This is a genomic window from Hydrocarboniphaga sp. FW305-C-57, assembly GCF_058783045.1.
Map to the genome: position 1 here is coordinate 164293 of NZ_JBYSYG010000001.1, position 17609 is coordinate 181901.

Consider the following 17609-nt stretch of genomic DNA (forward strand, 5'->3'; position numbering starts at 1 on the left):
GCGAACCCGGCTCAGCGCGCGACCGTGAAGCGCTGGCGGACATGCCTCGGCGTTTCGAGCTCGTCGACGATCGCCACCGCGAGGTCGGCCACCGAAATGCCGGCCGGATGGTCGCCGTCCATGAGCAGATCTTCGCCACCGAGGCGGTAGCGCCCCAGGCGCTCGCCCGGGGCGAGCAGGGCGGGCGGCGAGACGAAGCTCCATTCGAGCCCGGTTTCCTTGCGCAGCTCGGTCAGTGCATCGCGGGCCGCCCGGGCGCCCGGGATGATGTTCGGCGGCACGGCTTCGGCGAACGCCGGGGTGTCGACGAGCTGCACGCCCGGGGCCACGAACAGGCTGCCGGCGCCGCCGACCACGAGCACGCGCCGGACCCCGGACTGCTTCACGCCGGCCAGGATCGCATCGGTGCCACGGCGGAACTCGGCATACAGATCGGGGTGGTCCCAGCCCGGGTTGTAGGCGTTGACGACAGCGTCGGTACCGGCCACCGCGCGGGCGACCTGGGCCGCGTCGGTGGCGTCGCCCTGGACCACGGTGAGTCCCTCGCGGGCCGCGAGCTTGGCCGGGTTGCGGGCGAGGGCGGTGACGCGGTGGCCGCGGCTCAGCAGCTCGTCGAGCACGGCGGCGCCGACGAAGCCGGTCGGGCCGATCAGGGCGATGTGGAGGGTCTTGCTCATGTCGGATTCCAGTGAAAGAGTGTGGGATGACAATAGAAGCTTCACCAGATGCGCAGAAGTCTGCTATTCAAGACAAGACCATTAACTCCTGCTTCAAGGTGAAGGCTTGGACGATCTCAAGCGCTATGCCCTGTTCGCCGAGGTCGTCCGCAGCGGCTCGATGAGTGCCGCGGCACGGTATCTGCGCATCAGCACGTCGGCCGTGAGCCAGCAGCTGCGCCAGCTCGAGCAGGCGCATGGCGTGACCCTGCTGCACCGCTCGACGCGCAAGCTCGCGCTGACCGAGACCGGCCTGCGCTTCGCCGAGCATTGCCGGGCGATGGTCGAGGCGGCCGACCGGGCAAGGGCCCAGCTGCTGCTCGCTCGCGACGCCCCCGAAGGCGAGCTGCGCGTGGCCGCTCCGGTGGGCTTTGCTCGCCACATCGCGCCGGCGCTCGCCTCGCTGCTCGCCCGCTATCCGGCGCTGCGCCTGAACCTGCACGTCGATGACGCCCTGATCGACCTGATCGACGAGCGCATCGACCTGGCGATCCGCGGCGGCCCGCTGCCCGATTCGTCCTGGGTCGCGCAGCCGCTCGGCTACGTGCACTGGCTGCTGTGCGCGGCTCCGTCCTATCTCGCGCGCATGGGCGTGCCCGAGACGCCGGGCGAGCTGCTCGCGCATCAGTGGATCGCGGTCCCGCGCGATTCGCGTGCCTTCGAGCTGGAGCTGCAGGGCCCGGCCGGCGAGCGCGAAACCGTGCACCTGGAGCCGCGCGTGGCGAGCAACAACCAGTTCACCGTGCAGCAGCTCTGCGTCGCCGGGCTCGGCATCGCACGCGGAGTCAGGCCGGATTTCGAGGACGACCTGCGCCAGGGGCGGCTGGTGCCGGTTCTACAGGACTGGAAGATCGCGCCGATACCGATGTCCGCGGTCACCCCGCAGCGCGACGGCCAGCCCGCCAAGGTGCGGCACGCGATCGAGGCGATCCGCACCTACCTGCGGCAAGTTCCGGGCGTCAGCTTTTGACGGCAGCTGTTCGGTTTCTTACCGACGCGAAATACTGATCGGTTAAGATATTGTGACAGTTGAGTCTGGTGGCGCTTGGCGGCCAGGGACATGGCCGATTCGGCGTGAGGAGAGAACGATGCGGGTCAATTTTCTGTTTTATCTCGATGAAGTGAATCAGCGCCGCGTTCGTCCACGCGTGGTCTGGGGTTTCTGGGGCTTCATCGCCGGGGTCGCGACCTCGATCGCCGTCGCAGCCATCGTCTGAACCGAAGTCTGTCCCGCCTGCGGCGCCTCGGCCGCTGCCGCAACACCGAATATCCATCCCCGTTCCTGACCGACGCCGGCCCGCCATAGAGCCGGGTGTCTGGCTGCGCGCCGCAGCCCGGCCGCCGCGACGATGGCGTCGGCCTCGTGGTCGTCGAAGTGCGTCAGGCCCGCCGGCTCGCTGTCCAGCGCGCGCAAGGCCGCATCGAGCGCCGGGGCCGAGCGCAGCTTGGCGTTGCCGCCCGCGGCCTGGCGGATGAACAGGCGCGGGTAGATTTCGACGCAGACCGGGCGCCGGTCGTGGTGGGAGAGCTCGTCGAACGGCCAGACCGCCCAATGGTGCGAGCGCAGCCGGTGCAGCAGCCGCGCGCCGGCCAGCGTTCCGAGCCCCACCTGCTTCGGGCCGATGAGCTTGAGCGGCGTCTGCGGATGCCCGAGCCCCTGCGCGATGCAGGCCAGCTCGGCCGGACGTTGATGGCCGATCCAGTCCGCCGGCTGCCGGCCGCTGCGCCAGAAACGCGGATCGCCCTCCACGTAGCGATGGCCGGCGAGATCGGCGTCCTGTGCGCAGCGGGCTTCGATTCCGGCCCACAGCAGCGGCGGCGCCGCGAACGGGGCGGGCAGCGCGAACGCCATGTCGATGCCGACGAGCAGGCGCGGGCCGCGGTCGCCCTCGGCGACGAGCCAGTCGAACACCGCGCTGCGCGTCCAGCGTCCGCGAGATTCGGCGCCGGGAGGCTTCACGAGTTGCGGTGCCGCGGTGCCGGCCTCGCAGCGCGCAACCGCGATCCCACGATAGCCACGCCCGCTCGCGCCGGACCAGTCGATCGCGACGAAGCCGTCGAAACGCATCGTTATGCCGAAGCCGCGGGTGGAATGCGCGCGAGCAGCCGGTCGAGCTGGTTCGCGAAGGCCTGGCGATCGCGCTGATGGAAGGCGGCCGGCCCGCTGGTTTCGACGCCGGCGCCACGCAGATCGGCCATGAAATTGCGCATCGACAGGTGCTGGCGGACGTTGTCGGCGGTATAGAGCTCGCCGCGCGGGTTGAGCGCCTGCACGCCTTTTTCGACGACGGCCGCCGCGAGCGGAATGTCGGCCGTGATCACGAGATCGCCGCGCTCGGCCCAGTCGGTGATCGCCTGGTCGGCCACGTCGATGCCCTGCGGCACGACGACGCTGCGGATGCGGCTCGAACGCGGCACCGCGAGCGGCGCGTTGGCGACCAGGATCAGGTCGATCTGCCGACGCTGCGCGGCGCGGAACAGGATTTCCTTGATGACCTTCGGACAGGCGTCGGCGTCGACCCAGATTTTCATGCGCGCATGATCGCATGCGCGGGCGGCACGGCTGGCTACTGGAACTGGCGGCGCAGCGCTTCGTAGGCTTCGCGACGGTCGAGCAGATCGAGATGGCCGATGCCGGTGCCGATCCATTGCCGCTCGGGTGCGATCGGCAGGGCGCGATGGCCGTTCGGATCGCGGCCGAGCGCGCTTTCCACCGGTACCAGGCCGTCGCCGAACAGGCGGTCGCCGACATCGCCGATGCGCGAGCCGGTGGTGCCCGCGAGTGCCGAGACGAGCGCGCCGGGCGGCAGGCCGATCGCGGTCGGCAGGCGATCGGCGCGCTCGAAGCGGTCGAGCCCGCTCCAGTCCTCGTCGACGAGGCTGCCGTGGCGCAGGTCGGTGATGCCGGCGCTGCGCAGCTTGCCGAGCGCCGCGAGCGGGGCGCTGTACGGGCTGATGCCGATGAGCCCCTGCAGCCCGTTGCCGCCGCGTTCGAGCGGGGCGCCCAGATGCGGCGTGCCGAGAAAGATCAGGCGCTTGAGCAGCGAGGGCCAGCGATGCTGCGCCAGCGCCGCGTAATGGCAGGCGCTGCGCGCGAGCAGCCCGCCCATGCTGAAGCCGAGAATCGCGAGTTCGGTGACCGGCGTTTCGGCCGAGTCGATGAAGGTTTCGAGCGTGTCGGCGAGTTCGCGGCCGTTGGTCGAGACGTGGCGGCCGCTGTTGTAGCGCAGGTAGATCGGTGTGTAGCCGAACTCGCCCGCGAGCGCCGCGCCGTGATCGTGGCCGTTGCGCCGCCATTGGCCGTCGTGCATGCACAGGCCGTGGATCAGCAGTAGGACGCGGCCGCCTTCGCAGCGCGGCAGGTCGCGGCCGTCGCGGCGGAAACGCATCGTCGTCGCGAGCGGGTTGGCGCTGGCCTCCAGGTGGTCGCCGAGCACGCCGTTGAGCACGGCGATCACCGCATCGCGCCCGGCCGGGCCGGCTTCTTCGCCGGCGGTGTCGATCAGTGGCTGCAGCTGGCGGATCGCCAGGTCGAGCCCGCCGCCGACCCAGCCGGTGACCCTGCGGATGTTGCGGTAGACCAGGCCGGTGATGCCGCGCGTGCGCCCGGGCGGCAGCGTGCCGAAGATCCACGGCACGTGCGAGATGTTGCGGTGCATGTGCTCGACGATGTCGGTGATCGCGAGCGTGGCGCTGACCGCGAGCCGGGTCGCGCCGCGCAGATCGGAGGAGCGCATCGGCTATCCGGGCGTCATTCGCCAGTGGACGAGGGCGCTCAGTGTCGGCTGCGAACGGCGCGGCGGGCTTTGGCCCGCGCGCAGGCCGGCGCGTCGATGCGGCCGGTCTTCAGTTTCGCGGCGCGTTGCCCGCCTCGGTGTCGGACTTGCCGCGTCGCGGCAGCGGCACGAGTTCTTCGGGCTGGAAGATGCCGGCCTTGAGCGTGTGCTTGGAATCCTTGGAGCCGGGTTTGCGATAGCTCACCTTGATGCCCCGGCGCCCGTGGCCGGTCACCGTCACGAGGTATTCGTCGGTCCACGAGAACAGCCAGTTCGAGCCGATCGGGTGCGTCTTGGTGAGGTCGTCGCTGGTCATTTCTGGGCCGGACTGGTCAGAGGATTGGGCGGATCATCCCACGCGGATGCACGGGGCCTGATGAATCGCGGTGCGAAGCGCTGGCGCCGCGGGCAACAAAAAAGCCGCGACTTTCGCCGCGGCTTTTTTGTATGACGCTTTTTCCTTAGAGCGGGCGAATCGCGCTCGCCTGCATGCCCTTCGGGCCACGCTTGGCGACGTATTCCACGCGCTGGCCTTCCTTGAGGCTCTTGAAGCCCGAACCCTCGATTTCCTTGAAGTGGGCGAACAGATCGTCGCCACCTTCGGACGGGGTGATGAAGCCAAAGCCCTTGGCGTCGTTGAACCACTTCACGGTTCCGGTCGAAACATTGCTCATTGATACATTCCTTAAAACGGATACAGCTAAAACAGGACAACCCGCCTGCACAGGTGCAAACGATCAAGGAACGCATCGAGGAGAATATCGAGCTGCCCGCGAGAGTGAGCCGAAAAGGCTGAATCGCAAAGCGGCGGGGTCACCACGGAACACATACTTGAAACGACTGCGACTGGCACCTTACGCCTATCGCGGGTATCTGTCGAGAACCGGCTTCCGATCGACTGCGACGACCGCGAGACGATCCGAAGCCGGTTTCGACGCCCATCAGCTTTCGAGCGTCGCGTCCATGGTGATCTTGGCGTTGAGCACCTTGGAGAGCGGGCAGCCCGATTTGGCGGCCTCGGCGAGCTCGGCGAACTTCTCGGCGCTCGCGCCCGGCACCCTGGCCTTCACGATCAGGTGGCTCGCGGTCACCGCGAATCCGTCGCCGACCTTGTCGAGCGTGATTTCGGCGTGGGTTTCGATCGTCTCGGGCGGAATGCCGGCATTGGTCAGTTGCAGCGACAAGGCCATTGAAAAGCAGCCTGCGTGGGCCGCGCCGAGCAGTTCCTCGGGGTTGGTGCCGGGGCCGTTCTCGAAGCGCGCCTTGAAGCCATAGGGCGCGTCCTTGAGTACGCCGGTCTCGGTCGAAATGACGCCGCCGCCATCTTTGATGCCGCCCTTCCAGACCGCCGATGCCTTCTTTTTCATCGCAACGCTCCTCGTCAGGAATTCTTCGGAAAGCCGAGGGGCGGACTATGCGACCGCGGTCGTGAGCGCTGCTTGAACCGGCCGCTCGAACGAAATCCGAGCGCCGGCCCGCCCGCCTCAGACCCCGGCGGCTTCGTTCGACACGATCGGCCGGCTTTCGCGCGTGGCGCGCATGAGCTTGCCGGGTTCGCCCGGATCTTCGATCTCGATGTGATCCTCGTGCACGGCCTTGATGATCGCGACGAACGGAAAACCATCGAGCCGGGGTACGCGATAGCTCACGGTGTCACCGATCTTGAACGTCGCCGGGTCGAAGTTGAATTCGAAAGGGCAGGCCTCTCCGGGCTTGCCACCCATGTTCATCATGTTGATCTCCTCGTTGAATCGACAGTGCCGTTGATGATGACGGCGTAGCCGCAGCATTCCAGCACAGCCGCGGCGACGCAAGCTCGGGCCTCGCCAAGCTGAACGTCGATTCAGGCAGGGCTCAGCAAAAATTCATCGGCCGGATTTAGCGTTCAGTCTGGGCGTACGGATGCGCTCTCATCAGAAAGGTAGGAACGTCATGAACAACGTAATGGCCGGTTTGATCGGCGGCGCCGCCGCCGTGGCGGTCGGTGCTTCCGCCATGGTGTTCGCCAATCGCTCTTCCAACGAAAGCGAGGCCGCGAAACCCCAGGAGGTCGCGACCAAGACCGTATGCAGTGAAGAACGCGTCGTCACCAAGAAGGAGTGGGGCGTGAACTCGGTCGTCGGCACGGTGCTCGGCGGTGCGGCCGGCGGTGCATTGGGCCATCAGATCGGTGGCGGCAGCGGCAAGGACATCGCCACCGGTGTCGGCGTGGTCGGCGGCGCCTATGCGGGCAACAAGATCGCCAAGAACAAGTTCCCCGATCAGGAAGTGAGCTATCGCCAGCGCTGCCGCGAAGTTCCGGTGTCCTGATTCGCGAGGACGAAGGACGGCTGCGACGGTGACTTGAGGCTCGGCGCTCGCGCGAGCAGGAAACGCCAGCGATCCTGCCAGCGCGCGAGCGCCGCGCCGTCGCTTTCGAATATCCAATCGAAGAACGCCAGGGTGAGGTCCGCCGTTGCGGCCTTCACCCTGGCGTTGGTCGTTGCACCGCCGGTGTTCCGACGGTCCGTGAACATGCTGTGCGAGCCTCCCTCGAATACGGCAAGCAGCTTTTGCGGAGCGGCGATGGCGTCGAACACCGCCAGCCGATCCTCGAGCCCCGAGTAATAGCCCGGAATCCGGATCACGTCGTGGGTGGACGTGACGTGGATGGTCGGGACCGAAATCTTCGCGAGTATGGCCGTCAGATTCTGCTCACCGTAAAACGGCGGGGCGGAGATCACGACAGCCGCCGAAAATCGCGGATCGAGACAGTGGATCGCCTGGCCGTTCCGGATCACTTCGGCTCCGATCGCGAGCAAGGTGGTGTTCGCGCCGTATGAGTGCCCGGCCGCGACGATGCGCCGGCGGTTTACCACCATTCCGAGGCTCGAAAATTCGCCCGAAAGCAGGCGGTCGAGCGCGAAGCTCACATCGGCCGCGCGGGCGAGGGCTTCGGATTCCTGCGCGGCGGTCTGCAGGCGATCGACCACGCCGAAAGGGTTGCCTCTCCAAAGCGCCGCGTCACTGCCGACATGTTGCACATGCAGGCTCGCGACGCCGTGGGCCGACCAGTGCTTTCCGAGGTAGCTGTATCCGTTCCGCGACCCACCGATGCCATGCGAGAACACCACCAGCGGCACGGCTGTTGTTACCGCGACCGCGGGCCAGTACAGGCGCGCGGGCACCGCGCGCGAACGGGCCGGGTCGGTCCAGTCGAAGTCGATCACGCGATAAGGCTAGTCTTCGGGCGCCTGCTCGCCCATGGCCGCGCGCGGCAGGGACAGCGCGGCCATCAACAGCATCGTGTTCATGCGCCGCCGGCGCAGGTCCACGCACGCCTCCGGAGTGTCACTGCTGCTGCCGATGACCGACCTACGCTTGTGTTTGTTCATAAGACTCCAGCTGTCGGTTTGCCGCATCTGAAACTCGGGGAGCCGGTTGCCGCCGTGGCATCGACCACCGGCGCTCGCGTGCGCCCGAGCCACAGGGCCAGCAGCACCCACGCGAGCGTCAGCGGCAGCGCGACGCTCAACAGGCCGCCCATCGCCAGCCCGAGCCGCCCGAGCAGACCCTCGGTCTGGGCGCCGACGACATCGCCGCTGCGATAGATGAAGGTGTCGATGAAGGCCTTGGCCTTGTATTGGTCCTCGCGGGCGACCTCGGTGAACAGCGCTTCGCGCGCCGGCTGGGTGATGCCGCGCTGCACCGCGCGCGTGATGGCCTCGAGCAGTACCAGCACTGCGACGGAGCCGTGGATCGCCAGGCCGACGAAGCCGATCGCGGTCGCCACGGGCAGGATCGCCAAGGCGACGCCCAGGCCGAAGCGTTCGACGAGCCGTCCGCGCAAGCTGAGTTGCAGCACCAGCACCGCGATGTGGGCCCACATGTCGATGTGTCCGAGCACCGCGGCCCGTGCATCGACGTCTTCGGCGATCGCGGCGACCATCTGCAGCCGGGTGAAGTACACGAAGGTCGCCATCGCCGCCATCAGCATCACGTAGCAGGCGATCGCGCCGAGATAGGGCGAGCGGAACACTGAGCGAATGCCGGCCCAGGCACCGCCGCCGATGCGCTCGGCCGCGCCTTCATTCAACGCCGTGGCGACGCTCGCGCCGGCCGCGCGGTCGGGCGTGATCCGCAGCAGCAGCCAGGCCGCCAGCAGTCCCAGCAGCAGGAAGCCGCTGGCGACCAGCAGCAGGTTGGCGGTGCCCAGCGGTTCGGCCAGCCACAAGGTGAGCCAGGGGCCGAAGATCGCGCCCAAGGTGCCGCCGATCGAGATCAGGCCGAACAGGCGCTGGCCCTGTTCGCGCGTGAAACGCTCGCTCAGCAGTGCCCAGAACACCATCGTGACGAACAGGTTGAAGACGTTGAACCAGACGAAGAACATCTGGCTGCTGGCTCGTCCGACAGCGCCCGGAGCGAAGCTCATGAGGCTCCAGAAGCCCACCAGACTCAGAACGAAGAAACCATAGGCCGCGCTGACGAATTGCAGCCGCGTCAGGCGGCCCACCAGCCAGCCGAACAGCGGGTTCACCGCGAGCGTGACCAATGCGGTGGCGACGATCAGCCAGCGCAGGCTGTCGATGCTGTGCTCCATGCCCAGGGCATCGCGCGCGGGGCGTAGCAGCATCAGCGCGGTCAGCACGCAGAAGAAGAACAGCGCCGCGACCAGGACGGGTCCGCTCTCGTCGCGACGAAGCCCGAGCACGCTCCATCCGATGCCCCGGGGATCGGGCGCGGTCGTTTCGATTCGGTTCATGGATGGGTGGGCTTGCCAGACGCCGGCGGCGGTGCGCCGGCCGGCCTAGAGCGAGGCTTGCACCAGCGCGCTGGCCATCCTTCGGCCCCAGGCACCCTCGGTGAAGGTCCAGGTCACCATCATCACGAACGCGCTCGCCACCAGCAGCAGCGCGGCCCACCCGAGCTGGACCCACGCCCCGCGCTGCTTGCGGCGCGCCCGGATGAACTGTTCGGCGACGATCAGATTGGGGACGTAGAAGAAGAACGCCATGACCATGTCGAACCAGCCCGAGAAACCCCTGCCGGTGCCGAGACCGCCGGACAGCAGGAACCAGGTGCCGTACTCCATCCGATAAAGCCAGGAGCCGACCGTCAGCGCGAACAGGCGGATCGCCCAGGCGCGATGTCGTTCATAGCGCCCGGCGCGGGCATGGGCGAAAGCCATGGAAGCGCACAAGACCATCAATGCGCCGTACAGGCCGAAACCGAGGTCCATCACCGTACCGCCGACCGTGCCCTTGGCGAGGATGAAGGCGAGTCCGCCCAGGCCCGCCAGGCCGGCGGTGACCACGTAGACGCGGCCGAGACCGCGATGCAGCGCCGGCATGCTGCGCCGCAGGCGGCCGATCAGCTGGATCGGCCCGAGCAGCAGCAGCACGCTGCCGGCGACGAAATGCGAGCCGATGGCGACGATCGCCGCCGGCACGTTGGCGTCGTAGAGGCCCGGCAGGGATTCGTTCCAGCGTTCGCCGTTGCCGCCCAGGGCGACGCCGCCGAAGAAAACGACGATGTAGGCCGCAAAGACGGCGCCGGCGATCCAGGTCGTCGCCACCAGCAGTCGCGCGCTCCAGCGCAGCGCCGTGCCGTGCAGCGAGGCGGGGAAAGTGGGGCCGACGCGGGTCGAGCTGACGATTTGGGTCATGGCGGTATCGGGGGTGAGCGCTGTTCGTTCGTGTCGCCAAGAGGCGGGCTGCGGGTGCTGCGTTGCGGGCGCTCAGAAGCGCCGGCTCAGGCCCAGCACCAGACGGCCCATGCCGTTGCGGTCGGGCTCCAGCAGCGGGCTGTGCCGCAGTTCGCCGGGCAGGCGCTGGTACTCGATCGATCCGAGCAGCTGCCAGTTCGACGCTCCGATCGAATGCATGAGCGTCAGGCCGATTCTCGGGACCACCACCGAGCCCGGCGAGTACGCGGCCACCCCGCGGGCGACTTCCGAGTCCAGGATCCCGAAGTAGTAGCCCGCGAGTTTGGACGACAGGGCGCTGGCCCCGGCGCTGGCCGTGACCGCGGTCTGCTCGAATCGCCACGTGTACCGGTAATCGAGCCCCATCTCGTATCCCTCGTGGACGCTGGAGACGTCGTGGACCGCTTCGAGCGCGATCGAGCCCCAGCTCGAGCCGAAGGTCGCCCGCAGGCCGGCGTCGAGGGCGTCGTCGCGATCGCGCAGCAGATCGGGGTCCACGCCGTTGGCCAGCAGCTCGGAACGTCCGAGGTCGTCGATGTCGAAGCCGCCGAGCCGCGGTGACAGCAGCGCATCGAGCTTGAACAGCGGCGAGCCATACAGATGCACGCCGGCCGAGATGCCGCGCAGGAACACGCGCTCGCCCTCGTAACTGACCAGCGGAAAAGGCCGCAGCCGCGCGCCTTCGCCGGCATAGGGACTGTCGATGAGCGCCGCACCGACCCCGAGGGCCCAGTTGCTTGGCGGCGACGCGGGCTGCTGCCCGAACGCGGAGGCCGGAACGGCGAGAAAAGCGAGCATTGCGAGGGTTCGTGCTGAGAGGTTCATTGTTGTGGCGCTTGCGGTGAGGGCGGAGGGGGAATTCGGGCGATTCGCGGCGGCGCCGCGGCAGCGGGTGCGGTGCTGGCCGGTGGTGGCTGCCGCACCTGCTCGCGCCCGAGCCAGATGCCGAGCGCGGCCCAGACCGTCGCCAGCGGGACGACGACGCTGACCAGGCCGCCCACGGCCAGCCCGAGCCGCCCGAGCAGGCCCTCGGTCTGGGCGCCGACGAGGTCGCCGCTGCGGTAGATGAAGGTGTCGACGAAGGCCTTGGCCTTGTATTTGTCTTCCCGGCTGACCACCGTGAACAGCGCTTCGCGCGCGGGCCGGGTGATGCCGCGCTGCACGGCGCGGTTGGTGGCTTCGAGCAGGATCAGCACGGCGAACGATCCGTAGACCGCCAGGCCGATGAAGCCGAGCGCGCTGGCGACCGGCAGGATCGCCAGCGCCACGCCGAGGCCGAAGCGCTGGATGAGCTTGCCGGTCAGCGTGAGCTGCAGCGCCAGCACCGCGACCTGCGTCCACATGTCGATGCTGCCGAGCAGCGCGGCGCGCGCATCCAGGCTGTCCGACACCGTCGCCACCATCTGCAGGCGCGTGAAGTAGATGAAGGTGCCGAGCGTGCTCATGAGCAGGACGTAGCCGGCGATGCCCGTCAGGTAGGGCGAGCGGAATACCGCGCGCAGGCCTGCCCAGGCGCTGCCGCCGATGCGCTCGTTCTCGCTGGGGAGGGCGGAGCCGGTGCCGCGCGGGTCGGCCAAGGCGTGGTCCGGGACGACGCGCACGAGCAGCCGGGCCGCGGCCAGCGCCAGCAGCAAGAAGCCGCTCGCCACCAGCAGCAGGTTCGGCGTGCCGAGCGGCCGTGCGAGTTGCGAGGTCAGCCAGGGGCCGAAGATGGCGCCGAGCGTGCCGCCCACCGAGATCAGGGCGAACAGGCGCTTGCCCTGTTCGGTGGTGAAGCGGTCGGCCAGCAAGGCCCAGAACACCATCGTGACGAACAGGTTGAACACGCTGAACCAGACGTAGAACACCTGGCCGCTGCGCTGTCCGACCGAGCCCGGCGCGAACACCAGCAGCGCCCAGAAGCCCATCAGGCTCAGCACGAAGAATCCGTAGGTCGCCGCGATGAACTGCAACCGCCGCAGCCGGCTCACGAGCCAGCCGAACAGCGGGTTCACCGCCAGCGTCAGCAGACCCGTGCCGATGAACAGCCAGCGGATGCTCTCGATGCCGCGCTGCATGCCCAGGGCATCGCGGGCGGGTCGCAGCAGCATCAGCGCGGTCAGCACGCAGAAGAAGAACAGCGAGGCGATCAAGACCGGTTTGGTTTCTTCGCGCCGCAGGTTCAGCAGGTTCAGCGGCAGGCGCGGGCGCTGTCGCGTGGGTTTCGGAGTTCGGCTCATGGGAAAGGTCGGATCAGGGCGCCCGAGCGATCGCGGGGCGCGGCAGTCAGCGCCGCGGCGTCGCGGCGGCGGCGGAGTCGGGGCGATCAGTGGGCGGTCGACGGGTAGCGCGTGCGGCTGAGCGTTTCGCTGACCGTCCACAGACGGGCTGAGGCTTGACCGTCACTCGCGGCCGCCGGCACTTCGGCCAGGCCCAGGTCGCCCCGCGTTTCCATCAGCCCGGTGGGGCCGTAATAGGTGCCGCCGCGGGCTTCCGCCGCGGTGGCGGCGAACAGCGTCGGCAAGGCACCGTTGGCCGACGGCTGGTACAGGAACGGCAGGTGGCGGCGCGTGAATCCCGCCAGGCCGCCGTGATTGACCAGCAGGTCGGTGCGCGAAACGCCTGGATGCGAGGCGATGCTCTGGACGCCCCAGCCGGCCGCTGCGCTCCGGCGCTGCAGCTCGAGGGCGAACATCAGGCAGGCCAGCTTGGACTGCGCATAGGCCGCGAACGGGTCGTAGGCCTGTTCGTATTGAAGGTCGTCGAAGCGGAGGCTGCCGCGGCGGGCGGCGATGCTCGACAGCGTGATCACGCGCGGGGCGGCCGCTTTCTGCAGCAGCGGCAGCAGCTCGGCGGTCAGCGCGAAGTGGCCCAGGTAATTGACGGCGAACTGCATCTCGAAGCCGTCCGCCGAGGTGATGCGCTCGGGCGGTTCCATGATGCCGGCGTTGTTGATGAGGCCGTCGAGGCGGGGCAGCGTCGCGTTCAGGCGTTCGCTCAGCGCGCGGACCGATGCGAGGTCGGCCAGGTCGAAGGCTTCGAACTGCACCTGGGCGTTGGGCGTCTGCTTCCTGATGCTGGCGATCGCTTCCTGTCCACGCTCGGGATTGCGTGCCGCGATCACCACCTGCGCACCGGCGGCCGCCAGCGCCTTGGCGCTCTCGTAGCCGATGCCGCTGGTTCCGCCGGTGACCACGAACACGCGCCCCTGTTGCGAGGGCATGTCGGCCAGGCTCCAGTTCGGCTTGGGCTGGCCCTCGACGGCCGAACCGCCGGCGGAGCTCGCGGCGGATATCGCCAGTAGCCCGAGTGAAGCAAGATAGGCCGGCCAGCGCGGAAACGCCGGGCGCGCGGTGGAATCCGGGGTCGCGGGATTGGCGACGACCGTCGCGTAAGCGGATCGGGAAAAGCGGTTGGAAGCTGTCCAGAGGGTCATGTGTTCAACCTTGCGGTGGAGGGACGCCGGCCGTGGTGCGCATCAGCGCAGGGAGCCGTCGGTACCGCAGTCTGGGCAGCCGCGATTAAATTGCCTTTAAGGCGTGGAGGCCGTAACCAATTGATCGGAGATAGAAAATCGGCTTAATGCGATCCTAATTCCGATAGCGGAAGATCGCCGATTGCTCCCCTTGCCGGCCTCGCCATGGACACCATCCTTCTCGTCGAAGACGACCCCATGCTGGGCCAGGCGCTGACCGCGGCCCTGGGCCAGGAAGGCTGGCGCGTCGTCCATTGCCAGGACGCGGCCTGCGCGCGGACGGCCCTGATCGATCACGCCTTCGTCGCGGTGCTGCTCGACCTGGGCCTGCCGCGCGGCTCCGGGCTCGAGGTGCTGGCGACGATGCGCGGCCGCTACGATCCGACGCCCGTGTTGATCATCACCGCGCGCGACCAGCTCAGCGATCGCGTCCGCGGGCTCGATGCCGGTGCCGACGATTACATCGTCAAGCCGTTCCAGCGCGACGAGATGCTGGCCCGGCTGCGCGCGGTGCTGCGCCGCAGTCGTGGATCGGTGACGCCGGTGCTGCGCTGGCGCGATGTCGAGCTCGACCCCGCGGCGCAGCTGGTGACCCGCGGCGGCAAGCGGGTCGGTCTCAGCGCGAACGAATTCCGCATCCTGCTGACGCTGTTCGAGTCGAAAGGCCGGGTGCTCAGCCGCGATCAGCTGCAGGATCGCCTCTACGGCAGCGATTCGGAAATCGGCAGCAACACCGTCGCGGTCTACGTGCATCAGCTGCGGCGCAAGCTCGGCGACGGCGTCGTGGTGACCGAGCTGGGCTTCGGCTACCGCGCCGGAGACGAGGCCTGATGCGCGCGCTGCGTACGCGCCTGCTGGTCACGCTCGCGGCCGTGATCTTCGTCGCCTGGGGCAGCTGGTTCGGGCTCCAGTACCTCGAAATGTGGGCGCAGCAGTGCGGCGAAGCCGACAACATGCTGCGCGACGTCGGCGAACGGATCCTGCAATCGCTGCCCGAGGACATCGCCACCGCGGGCCGCCAGCAGCGGCTCGTGCTCGGCGGCGACGCCTCGCCGACGCGCGGCAAGTTTTCGGCTCTCGGCTTCCAGGTCTGGGAGCACGGCACCCGGCGACGGCTGATGTCCTCACGCCCGGCGCCCGAATCCGCGATCGTCCCGGACTTCGCGGACGGCTACTCGGACGCGACCGTCGCGGGCGAGCCCTGGCGGGTGTTCGCGGTCAGCGATGCACAGGCGCGAGTGCAGGTGCAGGTGGGCCTGCCGCAGGCCGCGCTGCATGCGGAGCTGCGGCGCTGGTTCGGGGCCAGCGTCACCACGGCGCTGCTGCTGCTGCTCGGCATCGGCATCGCGATCTGGCTGGTGATCCATTGGTCTCTGCGGCCGGTGCTGCAGGTCAGCGAATCGCTCGCCAGGCGCGCGCCGATGGACCTGACGCCGTTGCCCGAACGCGGCTTGCCGGAAGAATTCACACCGCTGCTGCGCTCGTTCAATCACTCGATGTCGCGGCTCGCGCAAGCGCTGCAGCACGAGCGCGACTTTCTCGGCGAGGCCGCGCACGAATTGCGAACGCCGCTGGCCGCGCTGCTGGCCCAGGCGCAGGTGCTGCAGCACGCGGGCGACCGTGACGAAGCCCGCCAGGCGCTCGACCACCTCGTCGCCGGCATCGAGCGAACCTCGCGGCTCGCGCAGCAGCTGCTCGATGCCGCGCGAGTGGAAGCCGGCGGCAGCTCCGCGCGCGCGGCGGACGTCGACCTGGCCCTGGTCGTCGGCATGGTCGCCGACGAATTCGAACTGCTCGCGGCGCGCAATGGCCAATCGATCGAAGTCGAGGCCGGCCACGCGCCGGTGCACGGCGACATCGACGACCTCGGCATCCTGGTGCGCAACCTGCTCGACAACGCGCTGCGCCACGGCGGCCCGGGCACGCGCGTGCGCGTGGAGACGCGCATCGAGGTCGAGGAGGGTGCGCGAATGGCGACGCTGATCGTCGCCGACGACGGTCCGGGCATCGCCGACGGTGATCGCGGGCGCGTGTTCGAGCGCTTCTACCGCGCCGGCGACGGCCTTCGCGCGCAGGGCATCGGCATGGGTCTGTCGCTGGTCGAGCGCGTGGTCGCCGCGCATGGCGGGCGCCTGCACAGTGGCGTCGGGCTCGACGGCCGCGGCTTCGGCGTCGAGATCCGCCTGCCCGCGAGCCGCCCCGCGCCGATCGACTTGGCGCCGCCCAGGCTGCGATGATCGATGGATGATCACGCTCACGCCCACCGTCGAACTGCCCGACGACAGCATCGAGCTGTCCGCCGTGCGCGCGCAGGGCGCGGGCGGCCAGCACGTCAACAAGACCTCGTCGGCCGTGCAGCTGCGCTTCGACATTCGCGCTTCGGTGCTGCCCGAGGACTGGAAACAGCGCCTGCTCGCCAAGCGCGATCACCGCATCACGGATGATGGTCTCGTCGTCATCAAGTCGCAGCAGTTCCGCAGCCAGGAAATGAATCGCGAAGCGGCCATCGAGCGCCTGCGCGTGCTGCTGCTGTCGGTTTCGGTCGCGCCGAAAACCCGCAAGGCCACCAAGCCGACGGCCGCGTCGAAGCGCAAGCGGCTCGAGAGCAAGCAGCGTCAGGGACGCATCAAGGCGCTGCGCGCGTCAAAAAGCGACGACTAGGCCGCCTGGCGTTGTTGGCGAGCGCGCTGCAATTCGAGAATCGTCGGCAGCAGGAACGCGGCGTCCTGGCCGACATCGGCGAAGCGCCCGGAACCCCAGGTGTTCTGCCAGGCCAGGCCCATGAAGTAGACGCCCGGCATCGGCGTGATGCCGCGCCTGTGCACCGCGTGCCCGCGACCGTCGAACACCGGCAGCTGCGCGTAGCCGTAGTCGGCCGTGAAGCCGATCGCCCAGACGATGCTCGTGACGTTGTGCGCGGCGAGGTCGAGTTCGGTCGGATCGACGTCCGGTTTCCACGGCGCGAGATAAGGCGCTTCGACCGGCGCCGCAATGCCTTGCCTGGCGATGTAGTCGTCGACGAGCGTGCGGATGTTGTTGTAGCTGCGATCGGCCTCGTCGAGATTGCGCGTGAGGTCCGGCGCGAAGCGCAGCACGCCGCCATCGACGTCCCTGAACGAGCCGTAGAGTTTCATGCCTTCGAGCGCGCGCTTGCGCAGATCGATCTCGCGTCCGCCGTCGCGGCCGGTCAGATAGTGATTGGTCTTTTCGCGCACGGTCGCCTTCTGCGGATGGCTTTCGTACGGAATGTCGTAGTAGCCCGAGTCGGTGAGCCAGTCGGTGACTTCGCGTCCGCGATAAACGCGCGGAGAACGCGGCGCGCGGCCGACGCACAGGTGCACTTCGCGCCCGGCCAGATGCAGGTCTTCGGCGATCTGGCAGCCCGATTGCCCGCTTCCGACGACGAGTGTCGCGCCCGCCGGCAGCTGTTGCGGATTGCGATAGTTCGACGAATGCAGCTGCGTGATCGATGAGGACAGGCGTTCGGCCGAACGCGGAATCACCGGCTTCTGGTAGACGCCGCTCGCGATCACGACCTGGTCGGCGGTGAAATGGCCCGCGCTCGTTGCGATGCCGAAGCCGCCGCCGGGCAGTGGCTCGACGCGCGAGACTTCGCAGGCTTCGATCACGGGCGGATCGAAGCTCGCGAGATAGGCGTCGAGATACTCGACGATCTGTTCGCGCAGCATGAAACCGTGTGGATCGCGGCCGCCGTATTCCTTCGCGTAATGAAAGCCCGGCAGACGGCACTGCCAGTTCGGCGTGACGAGGCAGAAGCTGTCCCAGCGCGAATCGCGCCACTCCGAAAAGCAGCGCTTGCGCTCGAAAACCAGATGCGAAACACCGGCCTGCTTGAGATGCCAGCTCATCGAAAGTCCGGCCTGCCCGCCACCGACGATGGCGACTTCGACGTGCTGCGGCGGCTGTGGGGTTTGCTGCTGCGTCATGATGCGTTCTCGCGTTGCGTGAGGCTTGAACTG

At 68.4% G+C, this 17609-nt stretch carries 21 protein-coding genes; 5 read left to right on the plus strand and 16 right to left on the minus strand.

Features of this window, described 5'->3' with window-relative positions; translation table 11 throughout:
* Positions 1-11: 11 nt before the first annotated feature.
* Positions 12-677 carry an NAD(P)-dependent oxidoreductase gene (locus tag AC3WUM_RS00725; RefSeq protein ID WP_492408151.1) on the minus strand — a complete coding sequence of 222 codons (666 nt, stop codon included), beginning with the start codon at positions 675-677 and terminating at the stop codon, positions 12-14.
* A gap of 106 nt (positions 678-783) precedes the next feature.
* Between AC3WUM_RS00725 and AC3WUM_RS00730 the strand changes: the two genes are divergently transcribed.
* Positions 784-1686, plus strand: coding sequence for a LysR family transcriptional regulator (locus AC3WUM_RS00730; protein WP_492408152.1), 903 nt, complete (start codon positions 784-786; stop codon positions 1684-1686).
* A 156-nt stretch (positions 1687-1842) separates the two neighbouring features.
* On the opposite strand, the gene AC3WUM_RS00735 is transcribed toward AC3WUM_RS00730, so the two are convergent.
* The 7 genes from AC3WUM_RS00735 to AC3WUM_RS00765 form a co-directional block, all read right to left on the minus strand.
* Positions 1843-2784, minus strand: a complete 942-nt coding sequence (locus AC3WUM_RS00735) for a hypothetical protein (protein ID WP_492408154.1) — start codon at positions 2782-2784, stop codon at positions 1843-1845.
* 2 nt (positions 2785-2786) lie between these two features.
* The gene (locus AC3WUM_RS00740; RefSeq protein ID WP_492408155.1) at positions 2787-3248 is read right to left on the minus strand and encodes a YaiI/YqxD family protein; all 462 of its coding nucleotides are present in this window, start codon (positions 3246-3248) and stop codon (positions 2787-2789) included.
* A gap of 35 nt (positions 3249-3283) precedes the next feature.
* The gene (locus AC3WUM_RS00745; protein WP_492408157.1) at positions 3284-4453 is read right to left on the minus strand and encodes an esterase/lipase family protein; all 1170 of its coding nucleotides are present in this window, start codon (positions 4451-4453) and stop codon (positions 3284-3286) included.
* Positions 4454-4562: 109 nt separating this feature from the next.
* Positions 4563-4808: a hypothetical protein gene (locus AC3WUM_RS00750; protein WP_492408159.1), complete on the minus strand. Its 246-nt coding sequence runs from the start codon at positions 4806-4808 to the stop codon at positions 4563-4565.
* A gap of 145 nt (positions 4809-4953) precedes the next feature.
* The gene (locus AC3WUM_RS00755; RefSeq protein WP_492408161.1) at positions 4954-5166 is read right to left on the minus strand and encodes a cold-shock protein; all 213 of its coding nucleotides are present in this window, start codon (positions 5164-5166) and stop codon (positions 4954-4956) included.
* Positions 5167-5433: 267 nt separating this feature from the next.
* Entirely contained in the window at positions 5434-5859 is a 426-nt protein-coding gene (locus AC3WUM_RS00760; RefSeq protein WP_492408163.1) for an OsmC family protein, read from the minus strand.
* Between the two features lie 117 nt (positions 5860-5976).
* Positions 5977-6225, minus strand: a complete 249-nt coding sequence (locus AC3WUM_RS00765; protein ID WP_492408164.1) for a hypothetical protein — start codon at positions 6223-6225, stop codon at positions 5977-5979.
* Positions 6226-6424: 199 nt separating this feature from the next.
* On the opposite strand from AC3WUM_RS00765, the gene AC3WUM_RS00770 reads away from it, so the two are divergent.
* Positions 6425-6802: a glycine zipper 2TM domain-containing protein gene (locus tag AC3WUM_RS00770; RefSeq protein ID WP_492408166.1), complete on the plus strand. Its 378-nt coding sequence runs from the start codon at positions 6425-6427 to the stop codon at positions 6800-6802.
* Here the strand turns inward: AC3WUM_RS00770 and AC3WUM_RS00775 are convergent.
* From AC3WUM_RS00775 to AC3WUM_RS00805, 7 genes are all read right to left on the minus strand, one after another.
* On the minus strand, positions 6766-7701 hold the full coding sequence (locus tag AC3WUM_RS00775) for an alpha/beta hydrolase family protein (protein WP_492408167.1): 936 nt from the start codon (positions 7699-7701) through the stop codon (positions 6766-6768). The genes AC3WUM_RS00770 and AC3WUM_RS00775 overlap by 37 nt on opposite strands.
* Positions 7702-7710: 9 nt before the next feature.
* Positions 7711-7866, minus strand: a complete 156-nt coding sequence (locus AC3WUM_RS00780; protein ID WP_492408168.1) for a hypothetical protein — start codon at positions 7864-7866, stop codon at positions 7711-7713.
* The gene (locus AC3WUM_RS00785) at positions 7863-9233 is read right to left on the minus strand and encodes an NTP/NDP exchange transporter (protein ID WP_492408170.1); all 1371 of its coding nucleotides are present in this window, start codon (positions 9231-9233) and stop codon (positions 7863-7865) included. Before AC3WUM_RS00785 ends, AC3WUM_RS00780 begins: the two co-directional genes overlap by 4 nt.
* A 45-nt stretch (positions 9234-9278) precedes the next feature.
* Positions 9279-10136, minus strand: a complete 858-nt coding sequence (locus tag AC3WUM_RS00790; RefSeq protein WP_492408171.1) for a DUF2306 domain-containing protein — start codon at positions 10134-10136, stop codon at positions 9279-9281.
* A gap of 72 nt (positions 10137-10208) precedes the next feature.
* Positions 10209-10973: a MipA/OmpV family protein gene (locus AC3WUM_RS00795; protein ID WP_492408173.1), complete on the minus strand. Its 765-nt coding sequence runs from the start codon at positions 10971-10973 to the stop codon at positions 10209-10211.
* Positions 10974-10996: 23 nt separating this feature from the next.
* A complete protein-coding gene (locus AC3WUM_RS00800; protein ID WP_492408174.1) occupies positions 10997-12394 on the minus strand; it encodes an NTP/NDP exchange transporter in 1398 nt (465 codons plus the stop codon).
* An 86-nt stretch (positions 12395-12480) separates the two neighbouring features.
* Positions 12481-13377, minus strand: a complete 897-nt coding sequence (locus AC3WUM_RS00805; protein WP_492408934.1) for an SDR family oxidoreductase — start codon at positions 13375-13377, stop codon at positions 12481-12483.
* Positions 13378-13794: 417 nt separating this feature from the next.
* Between AC3WUM_RS00805 and AC3WUM_RS00810 the strand changes: the two genes are divergently transcribed.
* The 3 genes from AC3WUM_RS00810 to arfB are packed head-to-tail and all read left to right on the plus strand — an operon-like array spanning position 13795 to position 16290.
* Positions 13795-14460: a response regulator transcription factor gene (locus AC3WUM_RS00810; RefSeq protein WP_492408176.1), complete on the plus strand. Its 666-nt coding sequence runs from the start codon at positions 13795-13797 to the stop codon at positions 14458-14460.
* A complete protein-coding gene (locus AC3WUM_RS00815; RefSeq protein ID WP_492408178.1) occupies positions 14460-15866 on the plus strand; it encodes a sensor histidine kinase in 1407 nt (468 codons plus the stop codon). Before AC3WUM_RS00810 ends, AC3WUM_RS00815 begins: the two co-directional genes overlap by 1 nt.
* Before the next feature lie 7 nt (positions 15867-15873).
* On the plus strand, positions 15874-16290 hold the full coding sequence (arfB, locus tag AC3WUM_RS00820) for an alternative ribosome rescue aminoacyl-tRNA hydrolase ArfB (RefSeq protein WP_492408180.1): 417 nt from the start codon (positions 15874-15876) through the stop codon (positions 16288-16290).
* Here arfB and AC3WUM_RS00825 read toward each other — a convergent pair.
* The gene (locus tag AC3WUM_RS00825; RefSeq protein ID WP_492408182.1) at positions 16287-17576 is read right to left on the minus strand and encodes an MSMEG_0569 family flavin-dependent oxidoreductase; all 1290 of its coding nucleotides are present in this window, start codon (positions 17574-17576) and stop codon (positions 16287-16289) included. The genes arfB and AC3WUM_RS00825 overlap by 4 nt on opposite strands.
* Between the last annotated feature and the right edge of the window lie 33 nt (positions 17577-17609).

Bases quoted from the DNA above. Each gene is read 5' to 3' on its own strand.
- AC3WUM_RS00765 (WP_492408164.1), bottom strand. From the start codon at position 6,225: ATGATGAACATGGGTGGCAAGCCCGGAGAGGCCTGCCCTTTCGAATTC.
- AC3WUM_RS00815 (WP_492408178.1), top strand. From the start codon at position 14,460: ATGCGCGCGCTGCGTACGCGCCTGCTGGTCACGCTCGCGGCCGTGATC.
- AC3WUM_RS00780 (WP_492408168.1), bottom strand. From the start codon at position 7,866: ATGAACAAACACAAGCGTAGGTCGGTCATCGGCAGCAGCAGTGACACT.
- AC3WUM_RS00755 (WP_492408161.1), bottom strand. From the start codon at position 5,166: ATGAGCAATGTTTCGACCGGAACCGTGAAGTGGTTCAACGACGCCAAG.
- AC3WUM_RS00735 (WP_492408154.1), bottom strand. From the start codon at position 2,784: ATGCGTTTCGACGGCTTCGTCGCGATCGACTGGTCCGGCGCGAGCGGG.
- AC3WUM_RS00750 (WP_492408159.1), bottom strand. From the start codon at position 4,808: ATGACCAGCGACGACCTCACCAAGACGCACCCGATCGGCTCGAACTGG.
- AC3WUM_RS00810 (WP_492408176.1), top strand. From the start codon at position 13,795: ATGGACACCATCCTTCTCGTCGAAGACGACCCCATGCTGGGCCAGGCG.
- AC3WUM_RS00805 (WP_492408934.1), bottom strand. From the start codon at position 13,377: ATGCCCTCGCAACAGGGGCGCGTGTTCGTGGTCACCGGCGGAACCAGC.
- AC3WUM_RS00760 (WP_492408163.1), bottom strand. From the start codon at position 5,859: ATGAAAAAGAAGGCATCGGCGGTCTGGAAGGGCGGCATCAAAGATGGC.
- AC3WUM_RS00770 (WP_492408166.1), top strand. From the start codon at position 6,425: ATGAACAACGTAATGGCCGGTTTGATCGGCGGCGCCGCCGCCGTGGCG.
- AC3WUM_RS00790 (WP_492408171.1), bottom strand. From the start codon at position 10,136: ATGACCCAAATCGTCAGCTCGACCCGCGTCGGCCCCACTTTCCCCGCC.
- AC3WUM_RS00745 (WP_492408157.1), bottom strand. From the start codon at position 4,453: ATGCGCTCCTCCGATCTGCGCGGCGCGACCCGGCTCGCGGTCAGCGCC.
- AC3WUM_RS00740 (WP_492408155.1), bottom strand. From the start codon at position 3,248: ATGAAAATCTGGGTCGACGCCGACGCCTGTCCGAAGGTCATCAAGGAA.
- AC3WUM_RS00725 (WP_492408151.1), bottom strand. From the start codon at position 677: ATGAGCAAGACCCTCCACATCGCCCTGATCGGCCCGACCGGCTTCGTC.
- AC3WUM_RS00785 (WP_492408170.1), bottom strand. From the start codon at position 9,233: ATGAACCGAATCGAAACGACCGCGCCCGATCCCCGGGGCATCGGATGG.
- AC3WUM_RS00825 (WP_492408182.1), bottom strand. From the start codon at position 17,576: ATGACGCAGCAGCAAACCCCACAGCCGCCGCAGCACGTCGAAGTCGCC.
- AC3WUM_RS00800 (WP_492408174.1), bottom strand. From the start codon at position 12,394: ATGAGCCGAACTCCGAAACCCACGCGACAGCGCCCGCGCCTGCCGCTG.
- AC3WUM_RS00795 (WP_492408173.1), bottom strand. From the start codon at position 10,973: ATGCTCGCTTTTCTCGCCGTTCCGGCCTCCGCGTTCGGGCAGCAGCCC.
- arfB (WP_492408180.1), top strand. From the start codon at position 15,874: ATGATCACGCTCACGCCCACCGTCGAACTGCCCGACGACAGCATCGAG.